General features: G+C 63.3%; 27 protein-coding genes. 2 read left to right on the forward strand and 25 right to left on the reverse strand.

What is annotated here, in order from left to right:
* Positions 1-66: 66 nt before the first annotated feature.
* A complete protein-coding gene (locus H0485_RS02270) occupies positions 67-762 on the reverse strand; it encodes a response regulator (protein WP_226933735.1) in 696 nt (231 codons plus the stop codon).
* Positions 762-1256 (reverse strand): MarR family winged helix-turn-helix transcriptional regulator, encoded by a 495-nt coding sequence (locus tag H0485_RS02275; RefSeq protein ID WP_226933736.1) that lies wholly within the window; start codon positions 1254-1256, stop codon positions 762-764. Before H0485_RS02275 ends, H0485_RS02270 begins: the two co-directional genes overlap by 1 nt.
* Before the next feature lie 141 nt (positions 1257-1397).
* Here H0485_RS02275 and H0485_RS02280 point away from each other — a divergent pair, with 141 nt between their 5' ends.
* Positions 1398-2264, forward strand: coding sequence for a branched-chain amino acid aminotransferase (locus H0485_RS02280; RefSeq protein ID WP_226933737.1), 867 nt, complete (start codon positions 1398-1400; stop codon positions 2262-2264).
* Positions 2265-2308: 44 nt separating this feature from the next.
* Here the strand turns inward: H0485_RS02280 and H0485_RS02285 are convergent, their stop codons facing one another.
* From H0485_RS02285 to H0485_RS02310, 6 genes are all read right to left on the reverse strand, one after another.
* Positions 2309-2737, reverse strand: coding sequence for an organic hydroperoxide resistance protein (locus H0485_RS02285; protein ID WP_226933738.1), 429 nt, complete (start codon positions 2735-2737; stop codon positions 2309-2311).
* Between the two features lie 111 nt (positions 2738-2848).
* Positions 2849-3016: a hypothetical protein gene (locus H0485_RS02290; RefSeq protein WP_226933739.1), complete on the reverse strand. Its 168-nt coding sequence runs from the start codon at positions 3014-3016 to the stop codon at positions 2849-2851.
* A gap of 51 nt (positions 3017-3067) precedes the next feature.
* A complete protein-coding gene (queG, locus tag H0485_RS02295) occupies positions 3068-4108 on the reverse strand; it encodes a tRNA epoxyqueuosine(34) reductase QueG (RefSeq protein ID WP_226933740.1) in 1041 nt (346 codons plus the stop codon).
* A 70-nt stretch (positions 4109-4178) separates the two neighbouring features.
* Entirely contained in the window at positions 4179-4844 is a 666-nt protein-coding gene (gene fzlA, locus H0485_RS02300) for an FtsZ-binding protein FzlA (RefSeq protein WP_226933741.1), read from the reverse strand.
* A gap of 90 nt (positions 4845-4934) precedes the next feature.
* Positions 4935-5693, reverse strand: coding sequence for a monofunctional biosynthetic peptidoglycan transglycosylase (gene mtgA, locus H0485_RS02305; protein ID WP_435531467.1), 759 nt, complete (start codon positions 5691-5693; stop codon positions 4935-4937).
* A gap of 124 nt (positions 5694-5817) precedes the next feature.
* The gene (locus tag H0485_RS02310) at positions 5818-6360 is read right to left on the reverse strand and encodes a DUF1269 domain-containing protein (protein WP_226933743.1); all 543 of its coding nucleotides are present in this window, start codon (positions 6358-6360) and stop codon (positions 5818-5820) included.
* Between the two features lie 192 nt (positions 6361-6552).
* On the opposite strand from H0485_RS02310, the gene H0485_RS02315 reads away from it, so the two are divergent.
* On the forward strand, positions 6553-6963 hold the full coding sequence (locus H0485_RS02315; protein WP_226933744.1) for a hypothetical protein: 411 nt from the start codon (positions 6553-6555) through the stop codon (positions 6961-6963).
* A 773-nt stretch (positions 6964-7736) separates the two neighbouring features.
* On the opposite strand, the gene mnhG is transcribed toward H0485_RS02315, so the two are convergent.
* From mnhG to H0485_RS02400, 17 genes are all read right to left on the reverse strand, one after another.
* Entirely contained in the window at positions 7737-8189 is a 453-nt protein-coding gene (gene mnhG, locus H0485_RS02320; RefSeq protein WP_226933745.1) for a monovalent cation/H(+) antiporter subunit G, read from the reverse strand.
* Complete coding sequence (locus H0485_RS02325) at positions 8186-8467, reverse strand: K+/H+ antiporter subunit F (RefSeq protein WP_226933746.1); 282 nt, start codon at positions 8465-8467, stop codon at positions 8186-8188. Before H0485_RS02325 ends, mnhG begins: the two co-directional genes overlap by 4 nt.
* Complete coding sequence (locus H0485_RS02330; RefSeq protein WP_226933747.1) at positions 8464-8955, reverse strand: Na+/H+ antiporter subunit E; 492 nt, start codon at positions 8953-8955, stop codon at positions 8464-8466. Before H0485_RS02330 ends, H0485_RS02325 begins: the two co-directional genes overlap by 4 nt.
* Positions 8952-10595: a monovalent cation/H+ antiporter subunit D gene (locus tag H0485_RS02335; protein WP_226933748.1), complete on the reverse strand. Its 1644-nt coding sequence runs from the start codon at positions 10593-10595 to the stop codon at positions 8952-8954. The genes H0485_RS02330 and H0485_RS02335 overlap by 4 nt, the downstream gene beginning before the upstream one ends.
* Complete coding sequence (locus tag H0485_RS02340) at positions 10592-10936, reverse strand: Na+/H+ antiporter subunit C (RefSeq protein ID WP_226933749.1); 345 nt, start codon at positions 10934-10936, stop codon at positions 10592-10594. The genes H0485_RS02335 and H0485_RS02340 overlap by 4 nt, the downstream gene beginning before the upstream one ends.
* Positions 10936-13839 (reverse strand): monovalent cation/H+ antiporter subunit A, encoded by a 2904-nt coding sequence (locus tag H0485_RS02345; RefSeq protein ID WP_226933750.1) that lies wholly within the window; start codon positions 13837-13839, stop codon positions 10936-10938. Before H0485_RS02345 ends, H0485_RS02340 begins: the two co-directional genes overlap by 1 nt.
* A gap of 341 nt (positions 13840-14180) precedes the next feature.
* The gene (locus H0485_RS02350; RefSeq protein WP_226933751.1) at positions 14181-14645 is read right to left on the reverse strand and encodes a PTS sugar transporter subunit IIA; all 465 of its coding nucleotides are present in this window, start codon (positions 14643-14645) and stop codon (positions 14181-14183) included.
* Positions 14646-14689: 44 nt separating this feature from the next.
* Positions 14690-15265 carry a ribosome hibernation-promoting factor, HPF/YfiA family gene (gene hpf, locus H0485_RS02355; RefSeq protein ID WP_226933752.1) on the reverse strand — a complete coding sequence of 192 codons (576 nt, stop codon included), beginning with the start codon at positions 15263-15265 and terminating at the stop codon, positions 14690-14692.
* A 224-nt stretch (positions 15266-15489) separates the two neighbouring features.
* Positions 15490-16272, reverse strand: a complete 783-nt coding sequence (gene lptB, locus H0485_RS02360; protein WP_226933753.1) for an LPS export ABC transporter ATP-binding protein — start codon at positions 16270-16272, stop codon at positions 15490-15492.
* The gene (locus H0485_RS02365) at positions 16272-16769 is read right to left on the reverse strand and encodes an LptA/OstA family protein (protein WP_226933754.1); all 498 of its coding nucleotides are present in this window, start codon (positions 16767-16769) and stop codon (positions 16272-16274) included. The genes lptB and H0485_RS02365 overlap by 1 nt, the downstream gene beginning before the upstream one ends.
* A gap of 20 nt (positions 16770-16789) precedes the next feature.
* Positions 16790-17491, reverse strand: coding sequence for an LPS export ABC transporter periplasmic protein LptC (lptC, locus tag H0485_RS02370; RefSeq protein WP_226933755.1), 702 nt, complete (start codon positions 17489-17491; stop codon positions 16790-16792).
* Positions 17492-17511: 20 nt separating this feature from the next.
* Positions 17512-18486, reverse strand: a complete 975-nt coding sequence (locus tag H0485_RS02375; RefSeq protein ID WP_226933756.1) for a KpsF/GutQ family sugar-phosphate isomerase — start codon at positions 18484-18486, stop codon at positions 17512-17514.
* On the reverse strand, positions 18467-19081 hold the full coding sequence (locus H0485_RS02380) for a ribonuclease D (RefSeq protein WP_226933757.1): 615 nt from the start codon (positions 19079-19081) through the stop codon (positions 18467-18469). The genes H0485_RS02375 and H0485_RS02380 overlap by 20 nt, the downstream gene beginning before the upstream one ends.
* Before the next feature lie 109 nt (positions 19082-19190).
* The gene (locus H0485_RS02385; RefSeq protein WP_226933758.1) at positions 19191-20600 is read right to left on the reverse strand and encodes a nodulation protein NodH; all 1410 of its coding nucleotides are present in this window, start codon (positions 20598-20600) and stop codon (positions 19191-19193) included.
* An 11-nt stretch (positions 20601-20611) separates the two neighbouring features.
* Positions 20612-22309, reverse strand: coding sequence for a DUF5927 domain-containing protein (locus H0485_RS02390; RefSeq protein ID WP_226933759.1), 1698 nt, complete (start codon positions 22307-22309; stop codon positions 20612-20614).
* The gene (locus H0485_RS02395; RefSeq protein WP_226933760.1) at positions 22306-23316 is read right to left on the reverse strand and encodes a glycosyltransferase family 2 protein; all 1011 of its coding nucleotides are present in this window, start codon (positions 23314-23316) and stop codon (positions 22306-22308) included. Before H0485_RS02395 ends, H0485_RS02390 begins: the two co-directional genes overlap by 4 nt.
* 266 nt (positions 23317-23582) lie before the next feature.
* Positions 23583-24665, reverse strand: coding sequence for a glycosyltransferase family 2 protein (locus H0485_RS02400; protein WP_226933761.1), 1083 nt, complete (start codon positions 24663-24665; stop codon positions 23583-23585).
* Positions 24666-24668: the final 3 nt, after the last annotated feature.

Below are 24668 nucleotides of genomic sequence, written 5' to 3' on the forward strand. Positions count from 1 at the left end.
CCCCTTCCGGAACTATCCTCGGGGGTCCGGGGGGCATGGAGCCCCCGGCAACGGGCCGGGACAACTTCAGTCCGGGACGAGCATATAGCCCTCACCCCGGACCGTCTGCAGATATCGCGGTGTTTTCGGATCATCCTCAATTTTTCGCCGAAGCCGGGTGATCTGCACATCGACCGCGCGTTCCTGGGCCTCTTCCTCGCGCCCGGTGTCGAGCACAAGCCGCTCGCGGGTGATCGGCTCATGCGGGCTGACGGCGAAAAGACGCATCAGCGCCGCCTCGGTCGCGGTCAGCCGGATCAGCTCGTCGCCGCGCCAGAGCTCGCCGCGGTCCATATCATAGCGCACCTTGCCCATATGCAGAGCGCGCGGCGCTGGCGCGACCTCTGAGACCTGGGGCACCCGGCGCAGGATCGCGCCGACCCGCAACAGCAGCTCTTTGGGTTCAAAGGGCTTGGCGAGGTAATCATCCGCCCCCGCTTCCAGTCCCTCGATGCGGTTCTGGGTCTCGCCTTTCGCGGTCAGCAGCAGGATAGGTGTCTGCAGCTTTTGCCGCAAAGCCCGGGTCAGGCTGACGCCATCCTCGCCCGGCATCATGACGTCGAGGATGATCAGATCAAATTCCAGCCCGGCCAGCAGGCGTCGCCCCTGGGCGGCATCGCGCGCCGTGGTGACCATATAGCCGCTGCGCAGCAGGAATTTCTGCAGCAGATTGCGGATCCGCTCATCATCGTCGATCACCAGAAGATGCAGATCCGCCGCCATCAGGGTCCCTCCTTCAGGCGGTTGTAATGATCGCGCAGCTCGGGGTCCATCATGGCTTCGAGCACGGTGCGAAAGCCCTGCACCGCCTGGGGCCCTGCGGCGCGATAGGCGGCGCGCATCCTGGCGCGTTGAGCCTCGGAAAGCTGCTTTTCCAGCGCCTCGCCCCCGGCGGTCAGGAAAAGATGGCGTTCCCGCCCGTCTTTGCGGCCTTTTTCGCTGCGCACATGCCCCTCATCGATCAGCGTCCGCAAGACCCGGTTCAGGCTTTGCTTGGTGACGCCGAGCACGGTCAGCAGATTTGATACCGTGGTGCCGGGGTTGCGCTGCACGAAATGCAAAGCGCGGTGATGGGCGCGGCCGAAATCCATGGTTTCCAGGATGCGGTCCGGATCCGCAGTAAAGCCGCGATAGGCGAAGAACATCGCCTCAATGCCTTTGCGCAGCTGTTCGTCGGTCAGGAAGAGAAGCGATTCTCCTCCGGGGATATCTGCCATTTTTGCCTCCGCTTCCTGAAGAATTTACGTCAGCCTTGTTGACTTTCCAAGGGCTAAGATTTACCCCGAAAAAGTGCATTGGGTAATTAATGCAAAGATTGAACGCTTGATATGGCAACTAATGATAAGTGAGTCCCGGATATGGCGGCATATGATGATCGCGACGGAAAAATCTGGATGGATGGGGTCCTAGTCGACTGGCGTGCGGCCAATGTCCATATTCTCAGCCATGCGCTTCACTATGCCTCTTCGGTCTTTGAGGGCGAGCGGGCCTATAACGGCCGGATCTTCCGCTCGACCGACCATTCTGAGCGGCTGCTGAATTCGGGCAGGCTGCTGGAGATGGATATCCCCTGGTCCGCGGCCGAGATCGACCGGGCGAAAGAACAGGTGCTGGCGGCCAATGGCCTGAGCGATGCCTATATCCGTGCCATCGCCTTTCGCGGCGTGGGTGAAGAGATGGGTGTGGCTTCGCTGGGCAATCCGGTCCGTCTGGCCATCGCGGCCTGGGAATGGGGCGCTTATTACGGCGCTGCCCGCGAGGAGGGGGCGCGGCTTGATATGGCAAAATGGCGCCGCCCCTCGCCCGAGACCATCCCTTCCGAGGCCAAGGCCGCCGGGCTTTATATGATCTGCACCATGTCGAAGCACGCGGCCCTGGCGCGTGGCTGTTCAGATGCGCTGATGCTGGATTATCGGGGCTATGTAGCCGAGGCGACCGGGGCGAATATCTTCTTCGTCCGCGAGGGCGAGGTGCATACGCCGCTGGCCGACTGCTTCCTGAATGGCATCACCCGCCAGACCGTGCTGCAGCTCCTGCGGGATATGCAGGTCCGGGTGCATGAGCGTCATATCCTGCCCGATGAGCTGGACAGTTTTGAACAATGCTGGCTGACCGGCACCGCTGCCGAAGTGACCCCGGTGCGCCAGATCGGGCGCTGGCATTTTGAGCCGGGCGAGATGAGCAGGCGGGTGGCGGCGGAATATCACCGTCTGGTGCGCGCCTGAGCCGCGCAGCGGTCTTGCCGCCCGGGGCACGGGCGGCAAGGTGATCACAAAAGCTCGGTCTTCACCTCGATATTGCCCCGCGTCGCATTGGAATAGGGGCAGATGAAATGGCCGCGCTCGATAATTTTCTCCGCAACCGGGCGTTCCACCCCCGGCAGGCTGACCTTCAGCGTGACCGCAAGGCCAAAGCCGCCGTCGGAACGCGGGCCAATTCCCACCGTGGCTGTGACCGTGGCGTCATCGGGCACGCTCCCCAGCTTTTCGGCCCCGGCAGCGAAGCGCATCGCCCCGAGATAGCAGGCGGCATAGCCAATTGCGAAAAACTCTTCGGGATTATGGCCGAGACCTGAACCGCCGAGATCTTTCGGGCTGGCCATGGTCGCGCTCAGCTGGCCATTTTCCAGCCCGGCAAAGCCATTGCGGCCGCTGCCGGTGGCTTTGGCGCTGGTCTGGTATTTTACATCAACCGACATCGGATCCTCCGGGCGCCTGTGGGCGCGGGATATAAGGGGAAGCCGGGCCAGGCGATCTCTGGCCGGGGTCAGCTTCGCAGGCGCAGCCTGAGGTCTGGGCCTGAGTCGCGCTCAGAAGGTGCGGCCGCGCGCGATGCGCAGAAACTGCAGCAGACGGCTGGGGCCGGCACTCTCACGCGGTTTGTGGAAGGTCTCGCGCGCCGAGCGGGCGATCTGCATGAAGGCGCGGGTGCGCCCGCCGGTGGTTGGTTTGCGTTTATCCGCCAGGTGTTTGGTCATTGCTCCATCCTCCTCTGGACAGCTCAGTCTGGCACGCGACCCCGGTTTTGCCTAGCCTTGATCCAGCCGCGCCAGGGCCCAGGCGGCGGCTTCGGCCACCACAGGATCGGGATCCGCCAGCAGTGCCGCTGCGGATGGGGCAAGGGCGGGCAGCCCGGAATTGCCGATTGCATAGAGCACATTGCGCACGAAACGGTCGCGTCCGATGCGCTTCACCGGGCTGCCGGCAAAGCGCGCGCGGAAGGCCGCATCATCCAGCGCTGCCAGCTCGCGCAGCTCCGGCGCGCCGATTTTGGGCTGATAGCCCATATCCCGCGCCGCGACGGCGAATTTATTCCAGGGGCAGGCGGCGAGGCAGTCATCGCAGCCGTAGATCCGGTTGCCCATTCTCGCCCGCAGCTCGGGAGCGACCGGGCCTTTATGCTCGATCGTCAGATAGGAAATGCAGCGCCGCGCATCGAGCTGATAGGGGGCCGGGAAGGCATCGGTGGGGCAGGCGGTCAGGCAGGCTCTGCACGAGCCGCAATGCGAAATTTCGGGCGGATCCTTCGGCAGATCCACCGTGGTGAACAGTGCGCCGAGGAAAAACCAGCTGCCCAGATCACGGGCCAGAAGATTGGTATGCTTACCCTGCCAGCCCAGCCCCGCCGCCTGGGCCAGCGGCTTTTCCATCACCGGGGCGGTATCGACAAAGACCTTGATCTCTGCGCCCGGGGCCTGATCCAGCAGCCAGCGCCCCAGCCGCTTCAGACGGCGTTTGACCAGATCATGATAATCCTTGTTCTGGGCATAGGCCGAGACCCCGGCCAGATCGGGCTTTTGCAGCACCGCCAGCGGATCGGCCTCAGGGGTATAGACCTCGGCCAGCATGATCACCGAACGTGCCTCGGGCCAGAGCGCGGCGGCATTGCCGCGCCAGTGCTCGCGCTCGGCCATCCAGCCCATCGAGCCATGCTGCCCCGCCTCAAGGAAAGCGCGCAGGCGTTCAGCGGTCTCTGGCGCCGCATCCGGCGCGCAGATCCCCATTTTGGAGAAACCCTCCTCCAGCGCTTGCGCCCGCAGCCGCTCTTTCAGAAGCTCTGGCCCCTGCATGATCCCTTTGATCCCTCCTCCCCGGCGGCAGGGCATTGCCCTGCCCGGTCCGGTGGTCAGCCTTCAGCGCTCAGAAATCGAGATCGGCGTAATGCGGCGGCGGCGGGAAGCCCGGTACCTGATCGGCCAGCAAGGCGCGGAACGAGGGGCGCGATTTGATCTTGGCATACCAGTCCTTGATCACCGCATGGCGGTTCCAGTCGACATCCGAGATGTAATCGAGGCAGGACAGATGCGCCGCGGCGGTGATATCGGCGAGGGTCATCATATCCCCGGCCAGCCAGCGCCGCTGATCGAGCAGCCAGGCCAGATAATCGAGGTGATATTTGATCCGGCTCGAGCCCGATTTCACATTCCTGGAATCCGGATAGCCCGCTTTGGTGATCTTCTTGTTCACCCGCTCATAGAGCAGTTTTGAGGTCACCTCATGGTGGAACTTATCGTCAAACCAGGCGCAGAGCCGGCGGACCTCATAGCGCTTTTCGATATCGCGCGGGATCAGCTGCGGCTGCGGATGGGTCTCGTCGAGATATTCGCAGATCGCCTGGCTTTCGCTCAGAAGTTTATTGTCGAGGCGCAGCACCGGAACCTTCCCGGCCGGGTTGCGGCGCAGAAATTCCGGGCTTTGTTCCCAGAAGCGTTCCTCGACCAGCTCAACCTCAATGCGCTTTTCAGAAAGCGTGAGGCGGACCTTCCGGCAAAATGGAGAGAGGGGGACGTGGTAAAGACGGTTCATAGCGATCCCGGGAGGTTTTCCCTGTCCTAACCCCTGGGCGGGGTCCGATCAATCCCGCCCGCCCTGGTTGAGCGGGCGGGCACCAGGGGTTCAGTTGAAGCAGGCCGCGCGGCCATCGGCCTTGATTGTGGCGGCGCCAGAAATAATTGCACGGGTCCGTTTGCGCACAAAATCAGAGGGTTTTGAGGCAGATCGCCCTTTCGGATCGGGCAGGACGGCTGCCAGCCGTGCCGCCTGCAACTCGGTCAGCTCCCGTGCGCTGACGCCGAAGTAATGCCGGGCTGCGGCCTCGACGCCAAACACGCCCTCATCAAATTCGGCGACATTGAGATAAACCTCAAGGATGCGCTGTTTTGACCAGAGCAGCTCAATCACCGGGGTCAGGCTGGCCTCCATGGCTTTGCGCAGCCAGCTGCGGCCCTGCCACAGGAAAACATTCTTCGCCACCTGCTGCGAAATGGTCGAGGCGCCGCGGTTTGAGCCGGAGTTAATCGCCCTGCGGATCTCGGTCATGTCAAAGCCCCAGTGGTTGCAGAAATTCGCATCCTCTGCCGCCACGGCGGCGCGGCCCATGACCGGGGCGATTTCCTCCCAGGAGACCCAGTCCCGCTCTATGCCGCCAAGTCGCCAGCTTTCCTGGATCTGGTAGATATTGGTGACAGGGGGCACGCAGCTGAACAGCAAAACCGCGAGAAGGAAAAAGCCTATCACGCCAGTGACCCCACGCAGCAGCCAGCGCCGCAGGCTTTTCAGCGGCGAGCGGCGGGCAGGGGCTGCCTTTTGGGGCGCGGCCTTGCGGCCGGAAGAGGAACTCGCGCGTGATCTGCGCCGCGCGGCAGGGGCCGGCATCGCTTCCTCTTCCGTCAGGCTGATATCGCTTGGATCTGGGCTGGGCTCGGGCATGATCTGTCATAGGCCTGATCAGGCGCTATGCGTCAAGCCTCTGTCCGTCCTCAGCCCGAAGCGCGGTCGGTCAGCCCTGGTGCGGCGGTGGCTGATCGGGTGCTGCTGCGCCTGCCGGGGCAGTGGAGGTTGCAAGCGCGGCGCGCAGCCGCGCCTCGGTCTCATCGGTGAGCGAGGTCTGCAGCACCCGCGCTTTCGCGTGGAATTCCGACATCCGGGCCAGCACCTTATCGCCGGTCATCTTCCGCACCAGCACGGCTAGCGCCGACTGGCCATTTTCCAGGCTGGTGCCCACCTCTTTGAGGAACCTGTCCTCGATCCCGACATCGGTCAATGCGCCGGAAATCGCTCCGGCCCCGGCCCCTGCGGCCGCGCCGATCAGCGGGTTCAGGAACAAAAGCCCGATTAATGCGCCCCAGAATGTGCCGCCGACGGCCCCGGCCGCGGTCATATTGACCGCCTGATGCAGCTTCACATTTCCGTCATGGTCGCGGGTGATCACGACCGCATCCTCCATTTCAATCAGATATTCTTTCTGCAGCCGCACCAGCCCGGCACGGGCCTCGAAAGCGGTCGATTCATCAGGAAAAGCAACGATAATCAGATCTGACATCGGAAACTCCGGTTCTGAAAACATGCAGTTGTGCCGGTGAGGCAATCTCCCGGTCAGGGTTAACGCTGTCAGCGCGACCGCAGTTCCGCCCCTCATGGCCGGGCCTGTCCGGGCACGAGGGGGCTCGCAGGGCGACGGAAAGCCGCAGCGGTGGCGTGCAAGAAGAGCAGTCCCATGAAAGGAGAGTGTCCCATGGCGAAATACAGGATCCTTCCCAAAGCCCTTCCGGCAGCGCTGATGGCCGCGTTGGCCCTGGCCCCGTTCGCGGCCCCGGCCCAGGAGGCTGGCGCTCCGCCCGCTCCGGGCGCGGTTCAGGTCGCAAAAATGCCGCGCGTGAAACCGGCGATGATCCGGCTCGATTTCGGCGCGGGTCGCAAGGTTGAGGTGAATTGCGGCGACAGCAGCCTGGCGGCCTGTGTTGAGACCATCGCGCCGCTGGTTGAGAAAGTGTCCTCGATGCCCGCCGAGCGCGGTGGCAAAGGTGGCTGGCGTGACGGCTGGCGCGGTGCCAAAGGGCCGGGCGGCAAGGGCCATCCGGGCAAGGATCATCCGCCGCGGCAGGAAGATCAGCCGCAGCCTCCGCCCCCGCCGCCGGCAGAGTAACCCCTTTGCATTGCGGGGCGCGCGCGGGCATCAGCCACTGCGCCCCGCAGATTTTTATCATTACCGCTTTGCATCCGGAGCGGCGCCGGGGAAGTGCCCGTGCCCCGTGCCCCGTGCCCCGTGCCCGGCGCTGGCAGGCAAAGCCTCGCGCCAGTCTTCCTGCCAGTGCGACACCGCCTTTCCGGCAGATCCCCCTGATATCGTCCCGCCCCCCTCTGCAGCTCTCCGGAGCCAGACCCGCCCGGGTTTGGCCGGTGATAGAAAAGCTGGAGAGATTCGTTTTTGCCAGAGAGAACGGAATGCCAGGGCAGGCAATAACGCCCTGTTTGCAGAATATTTTTTCGGGAAAATGATGGGCTATCTGACTGATTTAAAAAGGTTCTAAATACCAGGTAATTTAGTCAACTAATTGAAATCACTGAAGATTATTGACATCCTTGGGCGGCAGGCCTATCTCTTGCCTCAGGTAAGCAAGCCAGCCCTGAGGGCAAGCCAGCAACCTGAACTCCAGCCCGCCAGATCTGACACAGCGCCCCCAGCCCGCCGCTTTATGCCGCTCGCCAGGAAGATTTGCCGCTGCTGCTCATCCCGCCAGGCCAGAGAAAGCGAAATCTGCCATCCCGCAAGCCAGCCCCGTTCCGGGGTCAGCCAGGCCAGACAGTTACCAGTGTTTCCCGGATTATTAAAAGCCCTGCTCCGCCTGGCGGCGCAGGGCTTTTCTGTCCCTGTCCGGGGCCAGCCCGGGATCTGGCCTCAGATGATCTGGCCTCACATCAGGTCTCGCCCGGGGCATCTGCGGGATCGGCAAAACCCTCGGGCGCGGGCTTTGCCGGCTCATCTGTGGCCTTACCGGGTTTCGGCGGCGCGGGGATATCGCTGCGCTCGACCGCGCCTGGAATGCCGGGCGTGCCCTCGATCCGGTCGCGGTGCAGCGCGGCCCGGCCCAGGAACATCAGCGTAACCGGGGTGGTGATCATCAGGAAAATGCCGATCACCAGCTCGTGCAGCACGAGGCGGCTGTCTGCCCAGGACACGAGAAGCATCGAGGCCAGCAGAATGCCGGCCGCCCCCCAGGAGGTGCCCAGCGTTGGCGCATGCAGCCGGTCATAAAAGCTGCGGATCTGTACGAGGCCGATTGCCCCCAGCAGGGTGAGCGTTGCCCCGAGAATCAGAAAGGCAGCAACCGGAAGGGCGATCCACAGCGGCAGGCTCTCCATCAGGCTCATTCGATCACCTCGCCGCGGATCAGGAATTTCGCCAGCGAGACCGTGGCCACAAAGCCGAGAATGCCGATCACCATCGCCGCCTCAAAGAAGAAGGGCGAGCCAACCCGGATCCCGGTGACCACAAACTGCAGCATGGCGCAGACATAGAATGTATCGAGACCCAGCACCCGGTCCTGGGCACGCGGGCCTTTCAGCAGCCGCCAGCCCGCCAGACAGGCGGCCAGGGCCAGGGCAATCTGGGCATAGGCGAGGGCAATCGACATGATTGTGGCGCTCATCCCGGGAAGGCCTCCATCAGCAGGGATTCATAGCGGGTGCCGATCAGCGCAATCCAGTCCTGGTTCTCGACCAGATCAAAGACATGCAGCAGCAGCACGCCGGTTTCCTCGTCATATTCCAGCCAGGCGGTGCCGGGGGTGGCGGTGACGATCATCGCCAGCAGCGCCAGCGGCGCGGGATTGCGCATCCGCAGCGGGATTTCCACGAAATCCGAATGCCGCCGGCCATGACGCCCGCCGCTGATGATCAGCCGGGCCACGGCAATATTCGAGCGGATGATGTCATAGCCGACGATGAAGAACAGCCGCACCAGCGCCATCGGCCGGCGCAATACGACCCGGTCCGGCTCGATCAGGGCGAAGGCCCGGGCTGCCAGCGTCGCCACCACCGCGCCAAGGACCAGATGTCCGAATGAGAAGCTGTTGAGCAGCAGCCAGAGCAGCAGCAGCGCGAGGCTCAGCAGCGGATGCGGAAATAACCGGCTCATTCGCTCTCCCCCCCGGCAGTGCCCGCGCCACCGGTAACGCGGCGGGTGGCGAAAACCCCGTCCGAATAGATCAGCGGATCATGCAGGGCCCGCGCCGTGGCATCCATATAGCGCAGCACATCATCGCCGCGCACCGTCATCAGCCCGATCATCGCGACCAGCAGCAGCACCGGGGCAATTTCCATCGCCATGACCTTGGGGGGCGCGGAATCCGAGGCCCAGAAGGTCTGGATCCCGATCCGTACCAGGCCGATCACCGTGGCAAAACCGGCCAGCATCAGCACGGTCAGGAAGGTCCAGTTCTGCAGCGGGCTGAGATCGCCATTGCCAAACATACCGGTCAGCATAGCGACTTTGCCGATAAAGCCCGAGAGCGGCGGCAGCCCGCCCAGCACCAGCAGGCAGGCCCCGAAGCTGAGACCAAGCACGGTCATCGTGCCGGGAATTGCGGTGCCGACCTCAACCTCCTCATCATCGTCCGGATCCAGACCATAGGCATCCGAGGTCAGGGCCAGCATGGCGGCAATGCCGCCTTCCTCGCGGCTCATCGGTTCAAGCAGCAAAAACAGCGTGCCGGTCGCCAGGGTCGAGGAAATCATATAGTAAAGCGCGCCCGAGAGCATGGCCGCACCGCCCCCCTCCAGCGCGAGGCCGGTCACGGCAAGGATGGTGCCCGAGGAAATCAGCACCAGATGCGCCGCCATCCGGCCCAGCCCCTGGGCCGAGAGCACCCCGAGGAAGCCATAGACCATCGTCGCCATGCCGCCCCAGATCAGCACCGTCGAGCCAAAGCCCGCGCTCTCCCCCGCCCCTTGCGCAAATAGCAGCATCGAGAGGCGCAGGATCACATAGACCCCGACCTTGGTCATAATGGCAAACATCGCCGCCACCGGCGCGGCGCTGGCCATATAGGTGGTGGGCAGCCAGAAGCTGAGCGGCCAGAGCCCGGCCTTGGTCAGGAAGGCAATGCCCATAATCGCGGCCCCGGCATGAAACAGCGCGCGCTCGCTCTCGGGGATGTTCATTACCATCTGGGACAGATGCGCCATCGACAGCGTGCCGGTGACGCCATAGATCAGCGAGACCCCGATCAGGAAGAACAGCGAGGCGGCGAGGTTCATCGCGATGTAATGCAGCCCGGCCCGCACCTTCAGCTGGCCCGATCCATGCAGCAGCAGGCCGTAAGACGCCGCGAGCAAAACTTCGAAAAAGACGAAAAGATTGAACAGATCGCCGGTCAGGAAGGCACCGTTCAGCCCCACCAGCAGGAACTGGAACAGCGACTGGAAATGCTGGCCCTGCTTATGCCAGTTCGCCCCGGCATAGATCAGGGTCGGGATGGCCAGCAAAGCCACCAGCACCAGCATCATCGCCGAAAGCCGGTCGAGCACCAGGATGATGCCAAAGGGCACCGCCCAGTTGCCCAGCAGATAGAAGCTGATCTCATTGCCGCCCGAAAGCGCATTGCCCTTGGAGCGGTTCAGCAGCTCGAAGGCCACGAACAGCAGGGCAATCGCTGCGCCGATCGAGATCGTCAGCTTGGCTTTGCGCTGGCGGTCATCATAGAGCAGCATCAGCGCGCCCGCGATCAGCGGGATCAGAATGGGCGCGATGATCAGATGTTCGGTCGCTGGCATCATTTCGTTGGCTCCCGGCCGTCAACATGGTCGGTGCCGGTCAGGCCTTTCGAGGCAATCATCACCACAAGGAAAAGCGCCGTGGTGGCGAAGCTGATCACGATTGCGGTCAGCACCAGGGCCTGGGGCAGGGGATCGGCGTAATTCGCGGCATTGACCCAGCCGCCCTTTGGCATGATCGGCGGCTTGCCCACGGTCAGCCGGCCCATCGAGAAGATGAAGATATTGACCGCATAGGACAGCAGGCACAGGCCGGTGATGACCTGAAAGGTCCGCGGCCGCAGCAGCAGCCAGATCCCCGAGGCGGCAAAAACCCCGATCGCGGCGGAAAGTACCAGCTCCATCAGACGGGCTCCTTCTGCTGCTCGGCCTGCTCAAGGGCCTTTTCTTCTTCCAGCTCGCGCAGACGTGCGGCGCGCAGCGACTGGTGGGCAATGGCGATCAGCAAAAGCACGGTGGCGCCGACCACGGTGAGGAAGACCCCGAGGTCAAACAGCATCGCGGTGGCAAAGGGCGTTTTGCCGATCAGCGGGATCTCGATATAGCGCGCATGGGCGGTCAGGAAGGGATAGCCGAACAGCCAGGCCCCGATACCGGTGGCAGCGGCAATCAGCAGGCCAAAGCCCATCCAGCGGATCGGCAGGATCACGATCCGCGCCTCGATCCAGCGCACATTCGAGGCGATATATTGCAGCAGCAGGCCAATCGCGACCGTGACCCCGGCCGAGAAACCGCCGCCGGGCAGATCATGGCCGCGGAAGAACAGATAGGCTGCGATCACCAGGGTAACCGGGAACATCCAGCGCATGATGACCGCCGGGATCAGCATGTAATTGCCCAGATGGTCGGCGGCATAGCCGAGCTGTTGTTCGGGGGCGCTGATGCTTTCCTGGCCGGGCCGGAACCGGCGCAGCAGCGCATAGACCGTCAGCGCCACAATGGCGAGAACCGTGATCTCACCGAAAGTGTCAAAGGCGCGGAAATCGACAAGGATCACATTCACCGTATTGGTGCCGCCGCCTTCGTAATAGGCATTGCGCAGGAACCAGTCGCCGATCTTGGGGATCAGCGGGCGGGTCATTACCATATAGGCGAGAGTGGCCAGGCCCAGCCCGCCAAACACCGCGATCACCAGGTCACGGCTGCGGCGCAGCCGGTCGCTGGTATTCTCGTCATAGGCAATTTCTTCGCGGCGCTTGGGCAGCCAGCGCAGGCCGAGCAGCAGCAGAACCGTGGTGACGATCTCGACCACCAGCTGGGTCACCGCGAGGTCAGGGGCCGAGAACCAGGCGAAGGTCACGCAGGTGATCAGACCGGCGCCGCCGAGCAGCACCAGAGCAGCAAAGCGGTGATATTTGGCCTGCCAGGCCGCGCCAATGCCGCAGGCCGCACCGACCAGCCACATCACGGCAAAAGCCGGGTTCAGATCATTGCTGTAGCGGGTCTCGGACAGGCCGGCATTGCCCCAGACCGTCAGCAGCGCCGCGCCGATGCCAAGCAGCATCATCATGCGCAGCTGAGGCTGCAGCCGCTCGGTGCCGAAGAATTTATGCAGGGCGCGGGGCCAGACCCAGCTGAGCCGCAACAGCAGCCATTCATAAATTTTCTGCGCGCGGATTTTATAAAGCAGCGGCGGCCCCTCCGGCCCGGCGCTGATTTTATCGGTGCAGAGCAGGTAGAGCAGGATGCCCGCCGCCATTGCGATCAGGCTCATGATCAGCGGCGTGTTGAAACCATGCCAGATGGCGATATGGATCTCATCGAGCCCGGGGCCGAGCACCGAGCGGGCGGCGATATTGAGCACCGGCTCCAGGGTCAGGGCCGGGAAGATGCCGACGGCGAGGCAGAGCAGCACCAGAAACTCAACCGGGCGGCGCATCCAGGCCGGCGGCTCATGCGGTGCTTTCGGCAGATCGCGGGCCTCGGGGCCAAAGAAGACCTGCATGATGAAACGCAGCGAATAGGCAACCGAGAAGACCGAGGCAAAGACCGCGATCCAGGGCAGAGCATTGTCGAGCACATTGCCATTATGCCAGCCGACGGCCTCGGCGAAGAACATTTCTTTCGACAGGAAGCCGTTCAGCAGCGGCACGCCCGCCATCGCGGCCGAGGCAACAATCGCCAGAGCGCCGGTAAAGGGCATGGCTTTCCACAGGCCCGAGAGGCGGCGCATGTCGCGGGTGCCGGTCTCATGGTCGATGATCCCCGCCGCCATGAACAGCGAGGCTTTGAAGATCGCATGGTTACAGATGTGGAAAATCGCGGCGATGATCGCCCCGCTGGAGCCCATCCCGGCCAGAGCGGTGATCAGCCCCAGATGCGAGATGGTGGAATAGGCCAGAAGCCCCTTCAGATCATGGCGGAACAGCGCGAAAACGGCGCCGACGGTCAGGGTGATCATTCCGGTGCCGGTCACCACCCAGAACCACAGATCGGTGCCGCCAATCGCCGGCTCGAACCGGATCAGCAGGAAGACCCCCATTTTCACCATTGTTGCGGAATGGAGATAGGCCGAGACCGGGGTGGGCGCGGCCATCGCGCCGGGCAGCCAGAAATGGAAGGGAAATTGCGCCGATTTGGTGAAGGCGCCGAGCAGGAACAGCCCCAGCACCAGCGGGTAGAGCGGATGGGCGCGGATCAGATCGCCCGAGCGCAGCACAAGATCGAGATCATAGCCGCCGACGATCTGTCCCAGCAGCACCATGGCCACGGTCAGCGCCACGCCGCCGCCGGCGGTAACGATCAGCGCCATCCTTGCACCATCGCGTGCCGCCTGGTTCTGATGCCAGTAGCCGATCAGCAGGAAGGAGATGATCGAGGTCAGCTCCCAGAAGACGATCAGCATCAGGATATTGCCCGACAGCAATGTGCCGAGCATCGCGCCGGTAAAGGCCATCAGGAAGGAATAGAACCGCGGCACCGGGTCGGATTTCGACAGGTAATAGCGCGCATAGATGACAATCATCACCCCGATCGCCAGCACCAGCGCCGAAAACAGCCAGGCAAAGCCATCCATCCTGAAGTTCAGATTCAGCGAGAGAATCGGCAGCCAGCGCACCAGGGAGCGCACCACCTCATCCTCGCCGATCCGCGGGTAAAGGACGAAGAGAATCAGCAGCCCTGCACCAAGGCTCAGCCCCGACAGCCAGGCGGCTGCATTATGGGCATTCACCGGCAGGGTCGCTGCCAGAAGCGCCGCGATAAAAGGCAGCAGCACAAGAATGAGGATCAGGTTCTCTTCGATCATCCGGCTGCTGTCTCTCCTGTCTGTGTTTCATCAGGTTCACCCGCGTGAAACCACAACGGCTGACAGCAGCTGATCGGCCACGCGCGATCAGGGCGGGCAAAGTCGGGAGTGAACCTTTTTCAAAATGCGGGATAACCCTCCGGGAATACAAGCCCTTATCGCCCCCTTGTGGGCCGAAAGCGTGATCCTTTGGAATGACATTCCCGTCAGAGCTGTATCCGCGGGCAATGCAGGCTTTGCCGGACAGAAAAAACCGCCGCCCGGGCGGGAGCGGCGGGTAACAGCCAGGGCCCTGATGGCGCGCGCGGGTCAGGCGCGGCCCGGGGCGCGCGGCAGCGGGCTCAGCCCTCCTGAGTGCTGCGCGCCTCGATCAGAATGGCATGCAGCTTGGCCGGATCGGTATTCGAGCGCAGTTTCGAGACCACCGAGGGGTCACGCATGGTGCGGCTGACCAGGGCCAGTGCTTTCAGGTGATCCACGCCGGAATCTTTTGGCGCCAGCAGGCAGAAGATCAGATCAACCGGCTGACGGTCGACGCTGTCATAATCGAGCGGCTTTTCAAGGCGGATGAAAATCCCGGCGATGCGCTCGAGATCTTCCAGCCGCGCGTGGGGCAAAGCAATGCCATGCCCCACACCGGTCGGACCAAGGGTCTCACGTTCCTGAAGCCCGTCTACCGCCGGGTCAGAAGCGATCCCGTAAGCGGATTGTGCGATTTCGCCCAATTCCTGGAAGAGGCGTTTCTTCGAAGTGAACTGGCCGACGACACGGACAGCCGCGGGCACGAGAAGGCTGGAAAGTTCCATGAGAGTGCAGTGATCCTGTGGTCAGGCAGGTGGGTGGCAGCCCGTTACCTGCTGTTGCGGGGGTCGATCCAGCCGATATTTCCATCGTCGCGGCGGTACACCACGTTCACGCCCCCATGGCCTTCGTTACGGAAAACGAGCATTTTCTGCCCTGCCAGCTCCATCTGCATCACAGCCTCACCGACAGTTACCGAAGGAATTCGGGTCTCCATCTCGGCGACAACGACCGGCGCAAGCGTTTCAGGCTCAGGCTCTTCGCTCTCCTCGAATGGGGCGAGGATATAGGACGGAGCGGCGTCGAATTCAACCGGGCCCTTGCGATCTGAGTGATAGCTGCGCAGACGGCGTTTATACCGGCGCACCTGCTTGTCGAGGCGCTCGCGCGCGCTCTCGAAACAGGCGTAGATTTCAGCGGCATTCCCCCGGGATTGCATGCTCAGCCCGGTAGAGAGGCGGATATCGATCTCGCAGACGAATTCATGGGCATTACGCGAAAAGACCGTAACGCATTCCGTGGCCCGCTGGGCGTATTTCTCGACCAGCTCGCCAATTTCGGATTTCACATGGGTAGACAAAGCTTCGCCGACATCGATTTGTTTTCCGCTGATCTGGTAGCGCATGATATCTCCTCTGCGGTCTGGGCCGGGCGGGGCACCATTGTCACTGAGCCCGGGTCGTAAAACTCAACTGGGAATGGAGGATCAGAAGGCAAGGCCATAAGGGGTCCGGGCCTTGAATGGCCGCCCTGACCTTATCGCGTTGGGCATGGTGTGCGCGCATATGACCATTTGGTGACAGGCAGCGCTGCCTGTCAACTGAATCGGTCAAACTGAGAGGAAGTTATTCAGACCATACGAAAATTTTCGCCGAGATAGACCCGGCGAACGGTTTCGTCCTGGACAATTTCTGCCGTCGTGCCGGACATCAGCACCTTGCCGTCATGCAGAATATAGGCCCGGTCTACGATGCCGAGCGTTTCGCGCACATTGTGATCGGTGATCAGCACGCCAATGCCGCGCGCCTTCAGATCATGGACCAGATGGCGGATTTCGCCCACGGCAATCGGGTCGACCCCGGCAAAGGGCTCATCGAGCAGCAGATAATGCGGATCGGCGGCCAGGCAGCGGGCAATCTCAACCCGGCGCCGCTCGCCGCCCGAAAGGGCGAGCGCAGGCGCCTGGCGCAGATGGGTGATCGAAAATTCCGACAGCAGCTCTTCCAGCCTTTCGCGCCGCTTATGGCGGTCAGGCCGGGCAATCTCGAGCACTGCCAGAATATTATCCTCGACCGAAAGCCCCCGGAAGATCGAGACCTCCTGCGGCAGATAGCCGATGCCCAGTCTGGCGCGGCGGTACATCGGCAAGGGCGTCACATCGCGGCCATCGATCAGGACCTGGCCCCCCTCAGGGGTCACCAGGCCGGCGATCGAGTAAAAGCAGGTGGTCTTGCCCGAGCCATTCGGACCAAGCAGCGCCACCACCTCGCCGCGGCGCAGGTCCATGGTCACATCGCGGATCACCGGCCGCTTTTTATAGCTTTTGCGCAGATTGCGGATTTGCAGCCCTGCGCCTTCCGTTCCGGCAGGCGCGGGGCCGGTGCTTTCGGTTTTCAGATCGCTGTGCTGCATCAGTTGCCGCCCGGCACGAAGGTGGTCGAGACCCCGCCCGACATCACGCCGCTGCCGTTTTTCAGATTGATGGTCAGCTTGTCGCCGCTCAGCACCGAAGGCCCCTGTGACAGCAGGACATCCCCCTTCATCACCACAAGGCCGCTGTCGATCGTGTAATCGGCTTCATGCGATTCGGCGGCATCCTTGCCGCTGGCGAGGGTGACGCCGCCGGTGGCGATCAGCTTGCGGATGGCCCGGCTGTCGGGTGCATATTCCACCCGCAATTCTGAGGTGGCGAGACGCATTGGCCCCTGGCCCACCAGCACATTGCCGCTGAACTGCGCCGAGCCATCGGCATTGTTCACGCTGAAGCTGTCGGCTTTGATATTGACCGGCAGGCTGGTGTCCTGTGACAGCAGCCCGAAACTGATACTGGCCTCCTGCGCGGCCGCCGGGGCAAGCGGGGCAACAGCCAGGGTCAGGGCAAGAATCCAGGCGCGGGGCAAATCGGTCATGTCACATCCGTTCAGCGGTATCATCCGCCGGGTTGATATACCATCTGCACCCCCCCGGAGAAAACCAGAAGATAGGGGGTTGCGGGCTGGGTGGCGGTTTTTCCCGGCGCGGCGGCGCCGGGTTCTGCCGCTGTCCCGGTTTCAGTCTCAGTCTCAGACCCGGTTGTGGCGGGCGGGGCCGGAGGCGGGGCGCCATGGCTTAGGCTGAAGCGCCCGGCGTCGATGCTTACCCCGGGCGCGGTGGCATGGACCTTGCCGGGACTTTCGGCGCCGGTCCGGTCGAGCAGAGCGCTCAACGCATCGGTTTCAACCTGATAGCCCGAGGATGTGTCGATTTTCACATTGCCGGCCAGGCGCAGCTCACCCGCTGCGGTATCGATAACCGCCTCATCCGCCCGCATCCTCGCATTGCCGCCGCCTGGCATGTCGAGGCGCAGGGTCACGTCTTCGGCTGCCGCGGATTGCGAGGCGCTGGCCGGACGGGCTGCGCTTGCGGTCAGGGTCAGGGCGGATCCGTCGGTGGTGGTGCCGGCATAGGTCGGTGCGGTCATGCGCGGATCGCGGGCCAGGGCCTCAACATCGACATCCGCATAGCGGATTGCATCGGTGGGATCGATGCGGTCGGCCAGCAAAAACAGCGTGGATAACAGGGCCAGCGCGGTCAGCGGCAGGGCCACTTTCAGCCAGCCGACGATCCTTGAATGGCGGTCGCTTCGCGACATTGCGGCCTCGCTTCCCGGGATCAGGCCACGCCTGCACGCAGGCAGTCGTGGATGTGGAGGATGCCCTGCACCTGACCGGAGCCGGGTTCCGAGGTGACCAGAAGGCAGGTGATCTTTTTCTCATTCATCAGCGCCAGGGCCTCAACGGCCAGCGCCCCGGGGGTGGTGGTCATCGGCGCGCGGGTCATTACCTCGCCGGCAGTATGCGAGAGCAGCCCCTCCATATGGCGGCGCAGGTCGCCGTCGGTGACGATGCCCTGCAGGGTCAGATCCGCGCCCGCCACGCCCACCACACCGAATCCGGCGCGGGTCATGGTGATCAGCGCCTCAGACATCGGGGTCGCGGCTGCGACCAGCGGGGCCTCGGCATGCATCAGATCGCCGACCCGCAGCAGCCGTGCCCCCAGCTTGCCGCCGGGATGGAAGACGCGGAAATGTTCGGGGGTGAAGCGGCGATGCTCCATCAGCGCAATCGCCAGAGCATCCCCCAGCGCCAGGGTCATGGTGGTAGAGCTGGTCGGCACAATGCCGGTGCCGCAGGCTTCGGGAACCGCGGGCAGCAGGATTGCCACATCAGCCTCGCGCAGCAGGGTCGAGCCCTCGCGCCCGGCCACGCCGATCAGCGGGATGCCAAAGCGACGGCTATGCGCCAGCATATCGGCCAGCTCCGGCGTTTCGCCGGAATTGGACAGCATCACGATCACATCGCCCTCGGCGATCATACCGAGATCACCATGGCTGGCCTCAGCCGGGTGTACGAATTGGGCGGGGGTGCCGGTCGAGGCGAAAGTGGCAGCGATTTTCTTACCGATATGGCCGGATTTACCCATGCCCGAGATCACCACCCTGCCGGTGGCGCCAAGGATCAGCGAGACGGCTTCGGCAAAAGAGGGGCCGAGCGCCTCGGTTAGCCTGTCCAGCGCATCGGCCTCCTGGCGGATCACCCGGCGGCCGGTGGCGAGAAAGGCCTGATGCTCAGTGGTTGAAGATGTCATTCGGTTCCCCCCAGCCCATCAGATCAAGTTCGGCCCGGACGGGCAGGAAGGCAAAGAGTTTCTCGGCAAAGGCCAGGCGGTCCTCACGGATCAGCCGCTCTTCCAGCGCCGCTTTCAGCCGGTGCAGATAGAGCACATCGGAGGCCGCATAGTCTTTCTGGGCCTCGGTCAGCTCGGCCGCGCCCCAGTCAGAGGTCTGCTGCTGTTTCGAGACATCGACGCCGATCATTTCCGCGAGCAGATATTTCAGCCCATGCCGGTCGGTATAGGTCCGGATCAGCCTTGAAGCGATCTTGGTGCACCAGACCGGGGCAGTGGTGACGCCAAAGGCCTGTTTCATCACGGCAATATCGAACCGGCCATAATGGAACAGTTTCATCACAGCCGGATCGGTGAGGAGACGCTCGAGATTGGGGGCCGATTTCTGGCCGCGCGCGATCTGCACCAGCCAGGCATCGCCCTTCCCATCCGAGAGCTGCACCACGCAAAGCCGGTCACGGCGCGGGTCAAGGCCCATGGTCTCGGTGTCGATGGCGACAACGGGGCCGAGGTCCAGCCCGTCGGGCAGATCATTGCGGTAAAGATGGATGGCCAAGGGGGGGACTTTCCGGCTGGGGACATTCCGGAATTAGTCGCCCCCCGGGCCAGGGTCAACCGCGGCGGCTCAGAATGCGGGCTTTCCGGCCTGGGCCCGCAGGCCCCTCTCAGCCCCTGCGCCAGCGCCCATAGCCAAAGCCCATATAATCGCGCGGCCAGGCCTCTTCGGCGGCCTGTTCCAGCTCCGGCGACCAGATCGCATTCAGCGCAGCGGCGGGTTCCGGATCGGGGTTAAGCGCCGGGGCGCTGATCCCGAGCCCGGCGCAAAGCCAGCCGAGGCCCTCGGGCAGCTGCTCTTCGCGCAAGATCAGATCGGGGGGCTGGAAGGTGGCAAAGCCCTGGATTACCGCGCTCTGGCTGGCCCAGTGGCCATCAATCCTGCCGCCGGTCTGGCCCGCCGCCGCATGCCGGGCAAAGCGCAGGAAAGCAAGGAAAGCCGCCTGGTGCTGGCCTTTATCGGCGAAATCGCGGCCGGGCGGCGGCAGGCTGGCACCATAGCTGCGGCTGATCAGCTGCCGGATCTCGCTTTGTTTGCCGCTGACCAGCTGGGAGAGAAAGGCCTGATGGGCGCGCAGCAGCGGGTGGCGGATCACGGTAAAGCTGCGATGCCCGGGGTGATCGCTTTTCCATTGCCGCAGGGTTTTCTGGACAAAATCGCTGTGCAGCCCGCCGCGCCCCAGCGCGCCGAGCCAGGTGCTGACCTGCCCGACCGGGCCGCCGCGTAGCGGCAGATATAAAAGCGGCGCATCCGCCGCGGCAAGGAAAGAGGGGATCATCGGCGCGCGGCGCGGCTCAAAATTCGGGCTGCGGCCGAGGTTGAAGCGATCGAGCCGGGCAAGGGCGGCCGGGATCGCTTCGGGGTTTTCAACCTTATCTTCCAGCCGGCCCGGGTTTTGCTTTTTCAGCGTCTGATCCACCGCCTCGAGCCGGGCGGGCACCCCCAGCCAGGCGGCCAGACCATTCAGCACCGCGAGATCGCTGATATCCTCATAATCAATGTAAAATGCCGTCTGGCCTGAGCTTTGCAGCGCCTGCATCAGCCGCAGCTGAAAGTCCTGGGCCCGCTCGACATGGCGCAGGAATTCATCGCCCTCAAACCGCGCTTTCGCGGTTTTCAGGTTTTTCAGATTGGTCAGCTTCCACTGGCCGGTGGCCTGGGCGATCTTCAGGCTGACATAGCTTTCCAGCGGGTTGCGGGTCAGGATGACCTTGGCGCAGCCCGGATCGCTCAGCAGATCCTCAAGGATCTTCGGCTCGTGATCATGGAAATAGCGAAATCCGGCGAGGCCGGGGGTTTCGGCCCTGAGCTTGCGCAGCAGTTTTTTCGGATTCTGCGCCCGCGCCTCAAGATCGATGCCAAAAGCCTCGCTCCGGTCCTTCTTGCCGATGAAATGCGGATTGAACATCTCGCCGAGGCAGCTGACGCCCTCCAGCGCATTCAGATTGGCCTCGAGGAAATTCGAGCCGGTCCGCATTGCGGCGAACATGACGAATGAGGTGAAACGGGGCGCGGTCATGGATCAGGATCTCACTGGATCGTGTAGGAGCGGGCGCGGGGCCGGGCATGGCTGCCGGGGGTGGGATCGGTGCTGTAATCGCCCATCAGCTCGGGCTTCATGCCCTGATTGCGCAGATTTTGCAGGAAAGCGCCAAAGCCGGTCATATCCACCAGCTGCGGCACTTCGCTCAGCCGCCTGAGCGAGCGCGGGCTGACCTCATCAAGGATGCTCTGCAGCGCATCCTCGGGGTTCTCAACCAGCTCGGCAAGGTTCCAGATCCGGACTTTCGCCTTTACATCCGCTGCGCGCAACCGGGTGAGAAAAGCGGACTCGATGCGCTGCAGCCGGGCGGCTTCGGCGCGGATCTCGCTGAAATCACGGCCTGAGCGGAACAAAGGCACGGCAAAGGCGCCGGTGATCATCCAGATCTGGGCATTGGGATCGCCGGCGAGGAAGGGGGTGATCTCCTGGTTGTCGGCGGGGCTGAACTGGAAGCACTGCCGCTCGCCCCTGGTGTTCCAGATCAGCGAGGTCAGGAAGCTGCGCGGATTGTAATCGCGCAGCGCCGCGCTGTCGGACAGCGAGCCATTATAGACCCTGGCCCCGCCGGCGAATTCGACCCGCTCCGGCGCGAAGAGATGGCCATGTGCCCGGGTGCCCGCGACTTTCGACAGCCAGGTCCCGAAATCCTCAAAGATCTCGGCAAAGCCCTCAAACACCGCAAAAGGCGCGGCGGTCCGGCCCTTCAGCCAGTCGCTGTTGGGAAAACGCGACTGCATATAAAGGCCGGGCCGGCCCGAGATCCGCCGCTCGACTGCCTTGGCAAACAGCCTGTCGATCTTGCCGGGATTGGGCTCGGCCCGGGCCTGGGCGGCCGCTTCGGGGTCGAGGAAGCTGCGGTAAAGCTTATCTGCCCGGGGCCAGATTTTGCGGGCGACGAAACAGTCTGAACGGCGCAGCAGCTGCAGGTGATCGTCGTAAAATACATGTGGTTTGCCCTGATAGTCGAATTTCGACAGGGTCAGAGAACGGCTTTCAATCCTGGGCGAGACCAGCCGGACCAGCGACTGGAAATAGCTTTCATCAGGGATCCAGGCGCGGCGGAACCAGCGGTCATATGCGGCGCGGTCGGGATGGGCGATCAGCGCCGACAGGGTCTCGCGGGTCAGGCACCACCACTGGCTGCCCAGATGCGGCACCAGATTGCGCGGCAGTTTGCGGCGCATTCTCAGCCGGCGCTGCAGCTGCACATAGCTGTCAAACAGCCAGCGGTTTTTGCGCCAGGAGAAGGGGAAGCGCAGGGTGAAACGCTCGGCATTCAGCCCGCCCACGGTCCAGCCGACATCGGAGGTGGTGACGCTTTCGATGAAATCGGTGCCCGGGTGCAGGGCGAGATAGGCCTGCAGCTCTTCCACCGGGCGCAAAGGCAGGCAGGAACCGGACACCAGGTAGATATGACTGGCCTCGGGGAAATCGCGCAACAGGATGGCGCTGGCCTCGATCGTGGCCGCGACAATGCCCCAGGTGCCCCACTCGCAGCTGTGACGCGGCGAGAAGCGGATCGTGTCCAGATCGGCCAGCAGGGCCTGCATGGCGCTCACCTCGCGCTCCGGTGTCGCGCGGTCGATATGGATCACCACCGGGCAGCCCCTCTCGGCCCAGTGACGCGCCACTTCGGCGGCGCGCTCCAGCGCAGTGTGACACAGCATGACAAAGCCAAGGCTCATGCCCAGTTCCCCTTCGACATCAGGCCGAGAATTTCGAGCTGGCGCCAGTTGATGTATTTCTCGCTCCATTTGCACCAGAGATCGGGCTGTTCCCGCAGCCCCTCAAGATAGGCCTTATATTCTCGGCCCGCTGCATAATGCTGCCCGCGAGCGGCCTCTTCCTCGGCCTTAAAGCTGAATGTATCGAGGAACTTGGCGTGAAGAAGGCAACCTGAGGCCTTTTCTCCGCCCCAGTCATCAAAGGTCAGGTTCAGCCCGCGCGGCAGCAGCATATGGGTCGAGCTGACATAGGCATAGCTGCGATGCCATTTCACCAGCGGCACTTTGTTCAGCGCAGGCGCGGCCTGGGGGCGGTCGGCAAAGAACATCCGGGCGCGCGGTCCGCCCTGGATCCACAGATTGCCATAGGCCCAGTTGCGGCTGATCTGATAATTGCCGCTGTCAAACCATTCCGCGATCTCAAACGGGTTCTGTCCCTCGCGGCAGGGCCGGGCCGAGATCGGGCCTTTGGGATACATGTCGAGCAGCATGGCCGGGAAGGTGCGGATGCCGCCGTTATCGAGAAAATCGGTCAGCGCCCGGATCGGCCGGCTTTCGCAGAAAGGGTAGACCAGAAACTCATCCACATCGACGGTAAGGCACCAGCGGCCATGGCCATAGCGGCGCAGCAGAGCACTGATCCAGTCCATGCCAAAGCGACTGTCTTTATAGCTGGCCCGGGTGGTCCAGAGCGAGACATCGGGCTGGGCCGCGAGGTAATCGCGGCTGCCATCCTCACTGCCATTATCGACGATCAGAAAGTGATCAATGCCGAGATTGCGGTAATATTTCAGGAAATAGGGCAGGCGCAGCCGCTCATTGCGCAGGGTGGTGAACAGGAGAACCGGCTGGCCTTTCAGTTGCTCCGCCCGGAGATTGACCGCTGTCAGCTCGCGCTGGCGTAAAACCGCGCGGGTGATCAGGCCCCGGCGGCGCATGCGCAGCCGGTAGGAGCGGGCAAGCCTCATCCAGCCCCCTCGCAGCATGACAGGCCGGGGAAGGAAAGGTCGCAGTCCGGTCGGGCGGTGATGCGCCCGGGGCTGCAGAGAATGGGCCGGTAGCGGAAAATCACCTGCGGGCCTGCAAAATCTAAATCCGGCAGATTATACCGTAGCATGGCTGAAAAACTCAGAAGATTAAGATAAAAACAGTAAAAGTGGCAATTACAGCCCGATGCCACATTGCGAAAGACGCCGGGCCGCTGGCCGGTGAGGGGAGACGACCTGAGTGCAGATCATAGCCATCCGCCACGCGACAGCAAGCCAAGCGCTTCCAGCTGACGCCAGCCCTGATAGCGGCGCGACTGCGGTGATTTCAGCACCGGATCGGCGATCACCGCGTCGTAATAGCCTCCAAACTGCTGCGGCGCACCGAAATGCTGTGCACGCTCTTTTTCTTCGGCGGATTTCTCTATGATTTCGGGCAGGAATTTCGTGTGCAGCAAGACGCCTGACAGGCTTTCGCCCCCGGTCTCATCATAAACCTGGTTCAGCTTCGGCGGCAGCAGCGAATGGGTTGAATTCAGCAAGGCATAGCGCCAGTGCCAGCGGATCAGCGGAATTTTATTCAGCGTCGGCGCGCGGCGCGGCTCTTGCGCAAAGAACTGTCGCGCCCGGACCCCGCCCTGGATCCACAGATTGCGCAGCGCCGGCTGGATCTGCGTGCTGTAATTGCCGCTGTCAAACCAGGCCAGGCTCTGCAGCGGATCATCTCCGGGCTGATAACTCACCGCGCTGATCGGGCCATCGGGATAAAGATCAAGCATCATTGCGGGCATGGCGGGCAGATGGTGCAGGTCGAGCCATTCGGTCAGCGCCGCCAGCGGTCGGGTCTCGCTATGTGGATAGACCAGCAGCTCATCGGCATCGAGCACCAGGCACCAGTGGCCATGGCCATGGCGCAGCAGCACCCAGTTCAGCCAGTCGAGGCCGAAACGGCTTTGCTTATAGCTGGCAGTGGTTGCCCAGAGGGTGACATCGGGCGCGGCTTCGAGCAGGGCACGGCTGCCATCGCTGCTGCCATTGTCGATTATCAGGAAATGCCCGACACCGAGGCGGCGGTGATACTCCAGAAACCACGGCAGGCGCGTCGCCTCATTGCGCAGCACCATGGCGCAAAGCACAGTCTCTGTGCCGATGGCGGCGCTGCGGTCGCAGATCAGGCGCAGCTCGCGTCTTTTGCGAATGGCACGGGCCAGCAGCTTTTGCCGCCGCCAGCGTTGCCGCCAGGCCTGCCAGAGGGCGGCGGGGCCGGAGGCGGGGGGCGGCAGCTCGCCCGGAGCCCAGGCTTTCGCCCGGGCAGAGCGCGCTGCCGCCATCGC

The organism is Pseudogemmobacter faecipullorum, from assembly GCF_020539525.1.
In the GTDB taxonomy this organism is placed as follows: domain Bacteria; phylum Pseudomonadota; class Alphaproteobacteria; order Rhodobacterales; family Rhodobacteraceae; genus Pseudogemmobacter; species Pseudogemmobacter faecipullorum.

What these genes read in the sequence shown, in the direction of transcription:
- H0485_RS02270 (WP_226933735.1), bottom strand. Translation starts at nt 762, where the DNA reads ATGGCGGCGGATCTGCATCTTCTGGTGATCGACGATGATGAGCGGATC.
- H0485_RS02275 (WP_226933736.1), bottom strand. Translation starts at nt 1,256, where the DNA reads ATGGCAGATATCCCCGGAGGAGAATCGCTTCTCTTCCTGACCGACGAA.
- H0485_RS02280 (WP_226933737.1), top strand. Translation starts at nt 1,398, where the DNA reads ATGGCGGCATATGATGATCGCGACGGAAAAATCTGGATGGATGGGGTC.
- H0485_RS02285 (WP_226933738.1), bottom strand. Translation starts at nt 2,737, where the DNA reads ATGTCGGTTGATGTAAAATACCAGACCAGCGCCAAAGCCACCGGCAGC.
- H0485_RS02290 (WP_226933739.1), bottom strand. Translation starts at nt 3,016, where the DNA reads ATGACCAAACACCTGGCGGATAAACGCAAACCAACCACCGGCGGGCGC.
- queG (WP_226933740.1), bottom strand. Translation starts at nt 4,108, where the DNA reads ATGCAGGGGCCAGAGCTTCTGAAAGAGCGGCTGCGGGCGCAAGCGCTG.
- fzlA (WP_226933741.1), bottom strand. Translation starts at nt 4,844, where the DNA reads ATGAACCGTCTTTACCACGTCCCCCTCTCTCCATTTTGCCGGAAGGTC.
- mtgA (WP_435531467.1), bottom strand. Translation starts at nt 5,693, where the DNA reads ATGCCGGCCCCTGCCGCGCGGCGCAGATCACGCGCGAGTTCCTCTTCC.
- H0485_RS02310 (WP_226933743.1), bottom strand. Translation starts at nt 6,360, where the DNA reads ATGTCAGATCTGATTATCGTTGCTTTTCCTGATGAATCGACCGCTTTC.
- H0485_RS02315 (WP_226933744.1), top strand. Translation starts at nt 6,553, where the DNA reads ATGGCGAAATACAGGATCCTTCCCAAAGCCCTTCCGGCAGCGCTGATG.
- mnhG (WP_226933745.1), bottom strand. Translation starts at nt 8,189, where the DNA reads ATGAGCCTGATGGAGAGCCTGCCGCTGTGGATCGCCCTTCCGGTTGCT.
- H0485_RS02325 (WP_226933746.1), bottom strand. Translation starts at nt 8,467, where the DNA reads ATGAGCGCCACAATCATGTCGATTGCCCTCGCCTATGCCCAGATTGCC.
- H0485_RS02330 (WP_226933747.1), bottom strand. Translation starts at nt 8,955, where the DNA reads ATGAGCCGGTTATTTCCGCATCCGCTGCTGAGCCTCGCGCTGCTGCTG.
- H0485_RS02335 (WP_226933748.1), bottom strand. Translation starts at nt 10,595, where the DNA reads ATGATGCCAGCGACCGAACATCTGATCATCGCGCCCATTCTGATCCCG.
- H0485_RS02340 (WP_226933749.1), bottom strand. Translation starts at nt 10,936, where the DNA reads ATGGAGCTGGTACTTTCCGCCGCGATCGGGGTTTTTGCCGCCTCGGGG.
- H0485_RS02345 (WP_226933750.1), bottom strand. Translation starts at nt 13,839, where the DNA reads ATGATCGAAGAGAACCTGATCCTCATTCTTGTGCTGCTGCCTTTTATC.
- H0485_RS02350 (WP_226933751.1), bottom strand. Translation starts at nt 14,645, where the DNA reads ATGGAACTTTCCAGCCTTCTCGTGCCCGCGGCTGTCCGTGTCGTCGGC.
- hpf (WP_226933752.1), bottom strand. Translation starts at nt 15,265, where the DNA reads ATGCGCTACCAGATCAGCGGAAAACAAATCGATGTCGGCGAAGCTTTG.
- lptB (WP_226933753.1), bottom strand. Translation starts at nt 16,272, where the DNA reads ATGCAGCACAGCGATCTGAAAACCGAAAGCACCGGCCCCGCGCCTGCC.
- H0485_RS02365 (WP_226933754.1), bottom strand. Translation starts at nt 16,769, where the DNA reads ATGACCGATTTGCCCCGCGCCTGGATTCTTGCCCTGACCCTGGCTGTT.
- lptC (WP_226933755.1), bottom strand. Translation starts at nt 17,491, where the DNA reads ATGTCGCGAAGCGACCGCCATTCAAGGATCGTCGGCTGGCTGAAAGTG.
- H0485_RS02375 (WP_226933756.1), bottom strand. Translation starts at nt 18,486, where the DNA reads ATGACATCTTCAACCACTGAGCATCAGGCCTTTCTCGCCACCGGCCGC.
- H0485_RS02385 (WP_226933758.1), bottom strand. Translation starts at nt 20,600, where the DNA reads ATGACCGCGCCCCGTTTCACCTCATTCGTCATGTTCGCCGCAATGCGG.
- H0485_RS02390 (WP_226933759.1), bottom strand. Translation starts at nt 22,309, where the DNA reads ATGAGCCTTGGCTTTGTCATGCTGTGTCACACTGCGCTGGAGCGCGCC.
- H0485_RS02395 (WP_226933760.1), bottom strand. Translation starts at nt 23,316, where the DNA reads ATGAGGCTTGCCCGCTCCTACCGGCTGCGCATGCGCCGCCGGGGCCTG.
- H0485_RS02400 (WP_226933761.1), bottom strand. Translation starts at nt 24,665, where the DNA reads ATGGCGGCAGCGCGCTCTGCCCGGGCGAAAGCCTGGGCTCCGGGCGAG.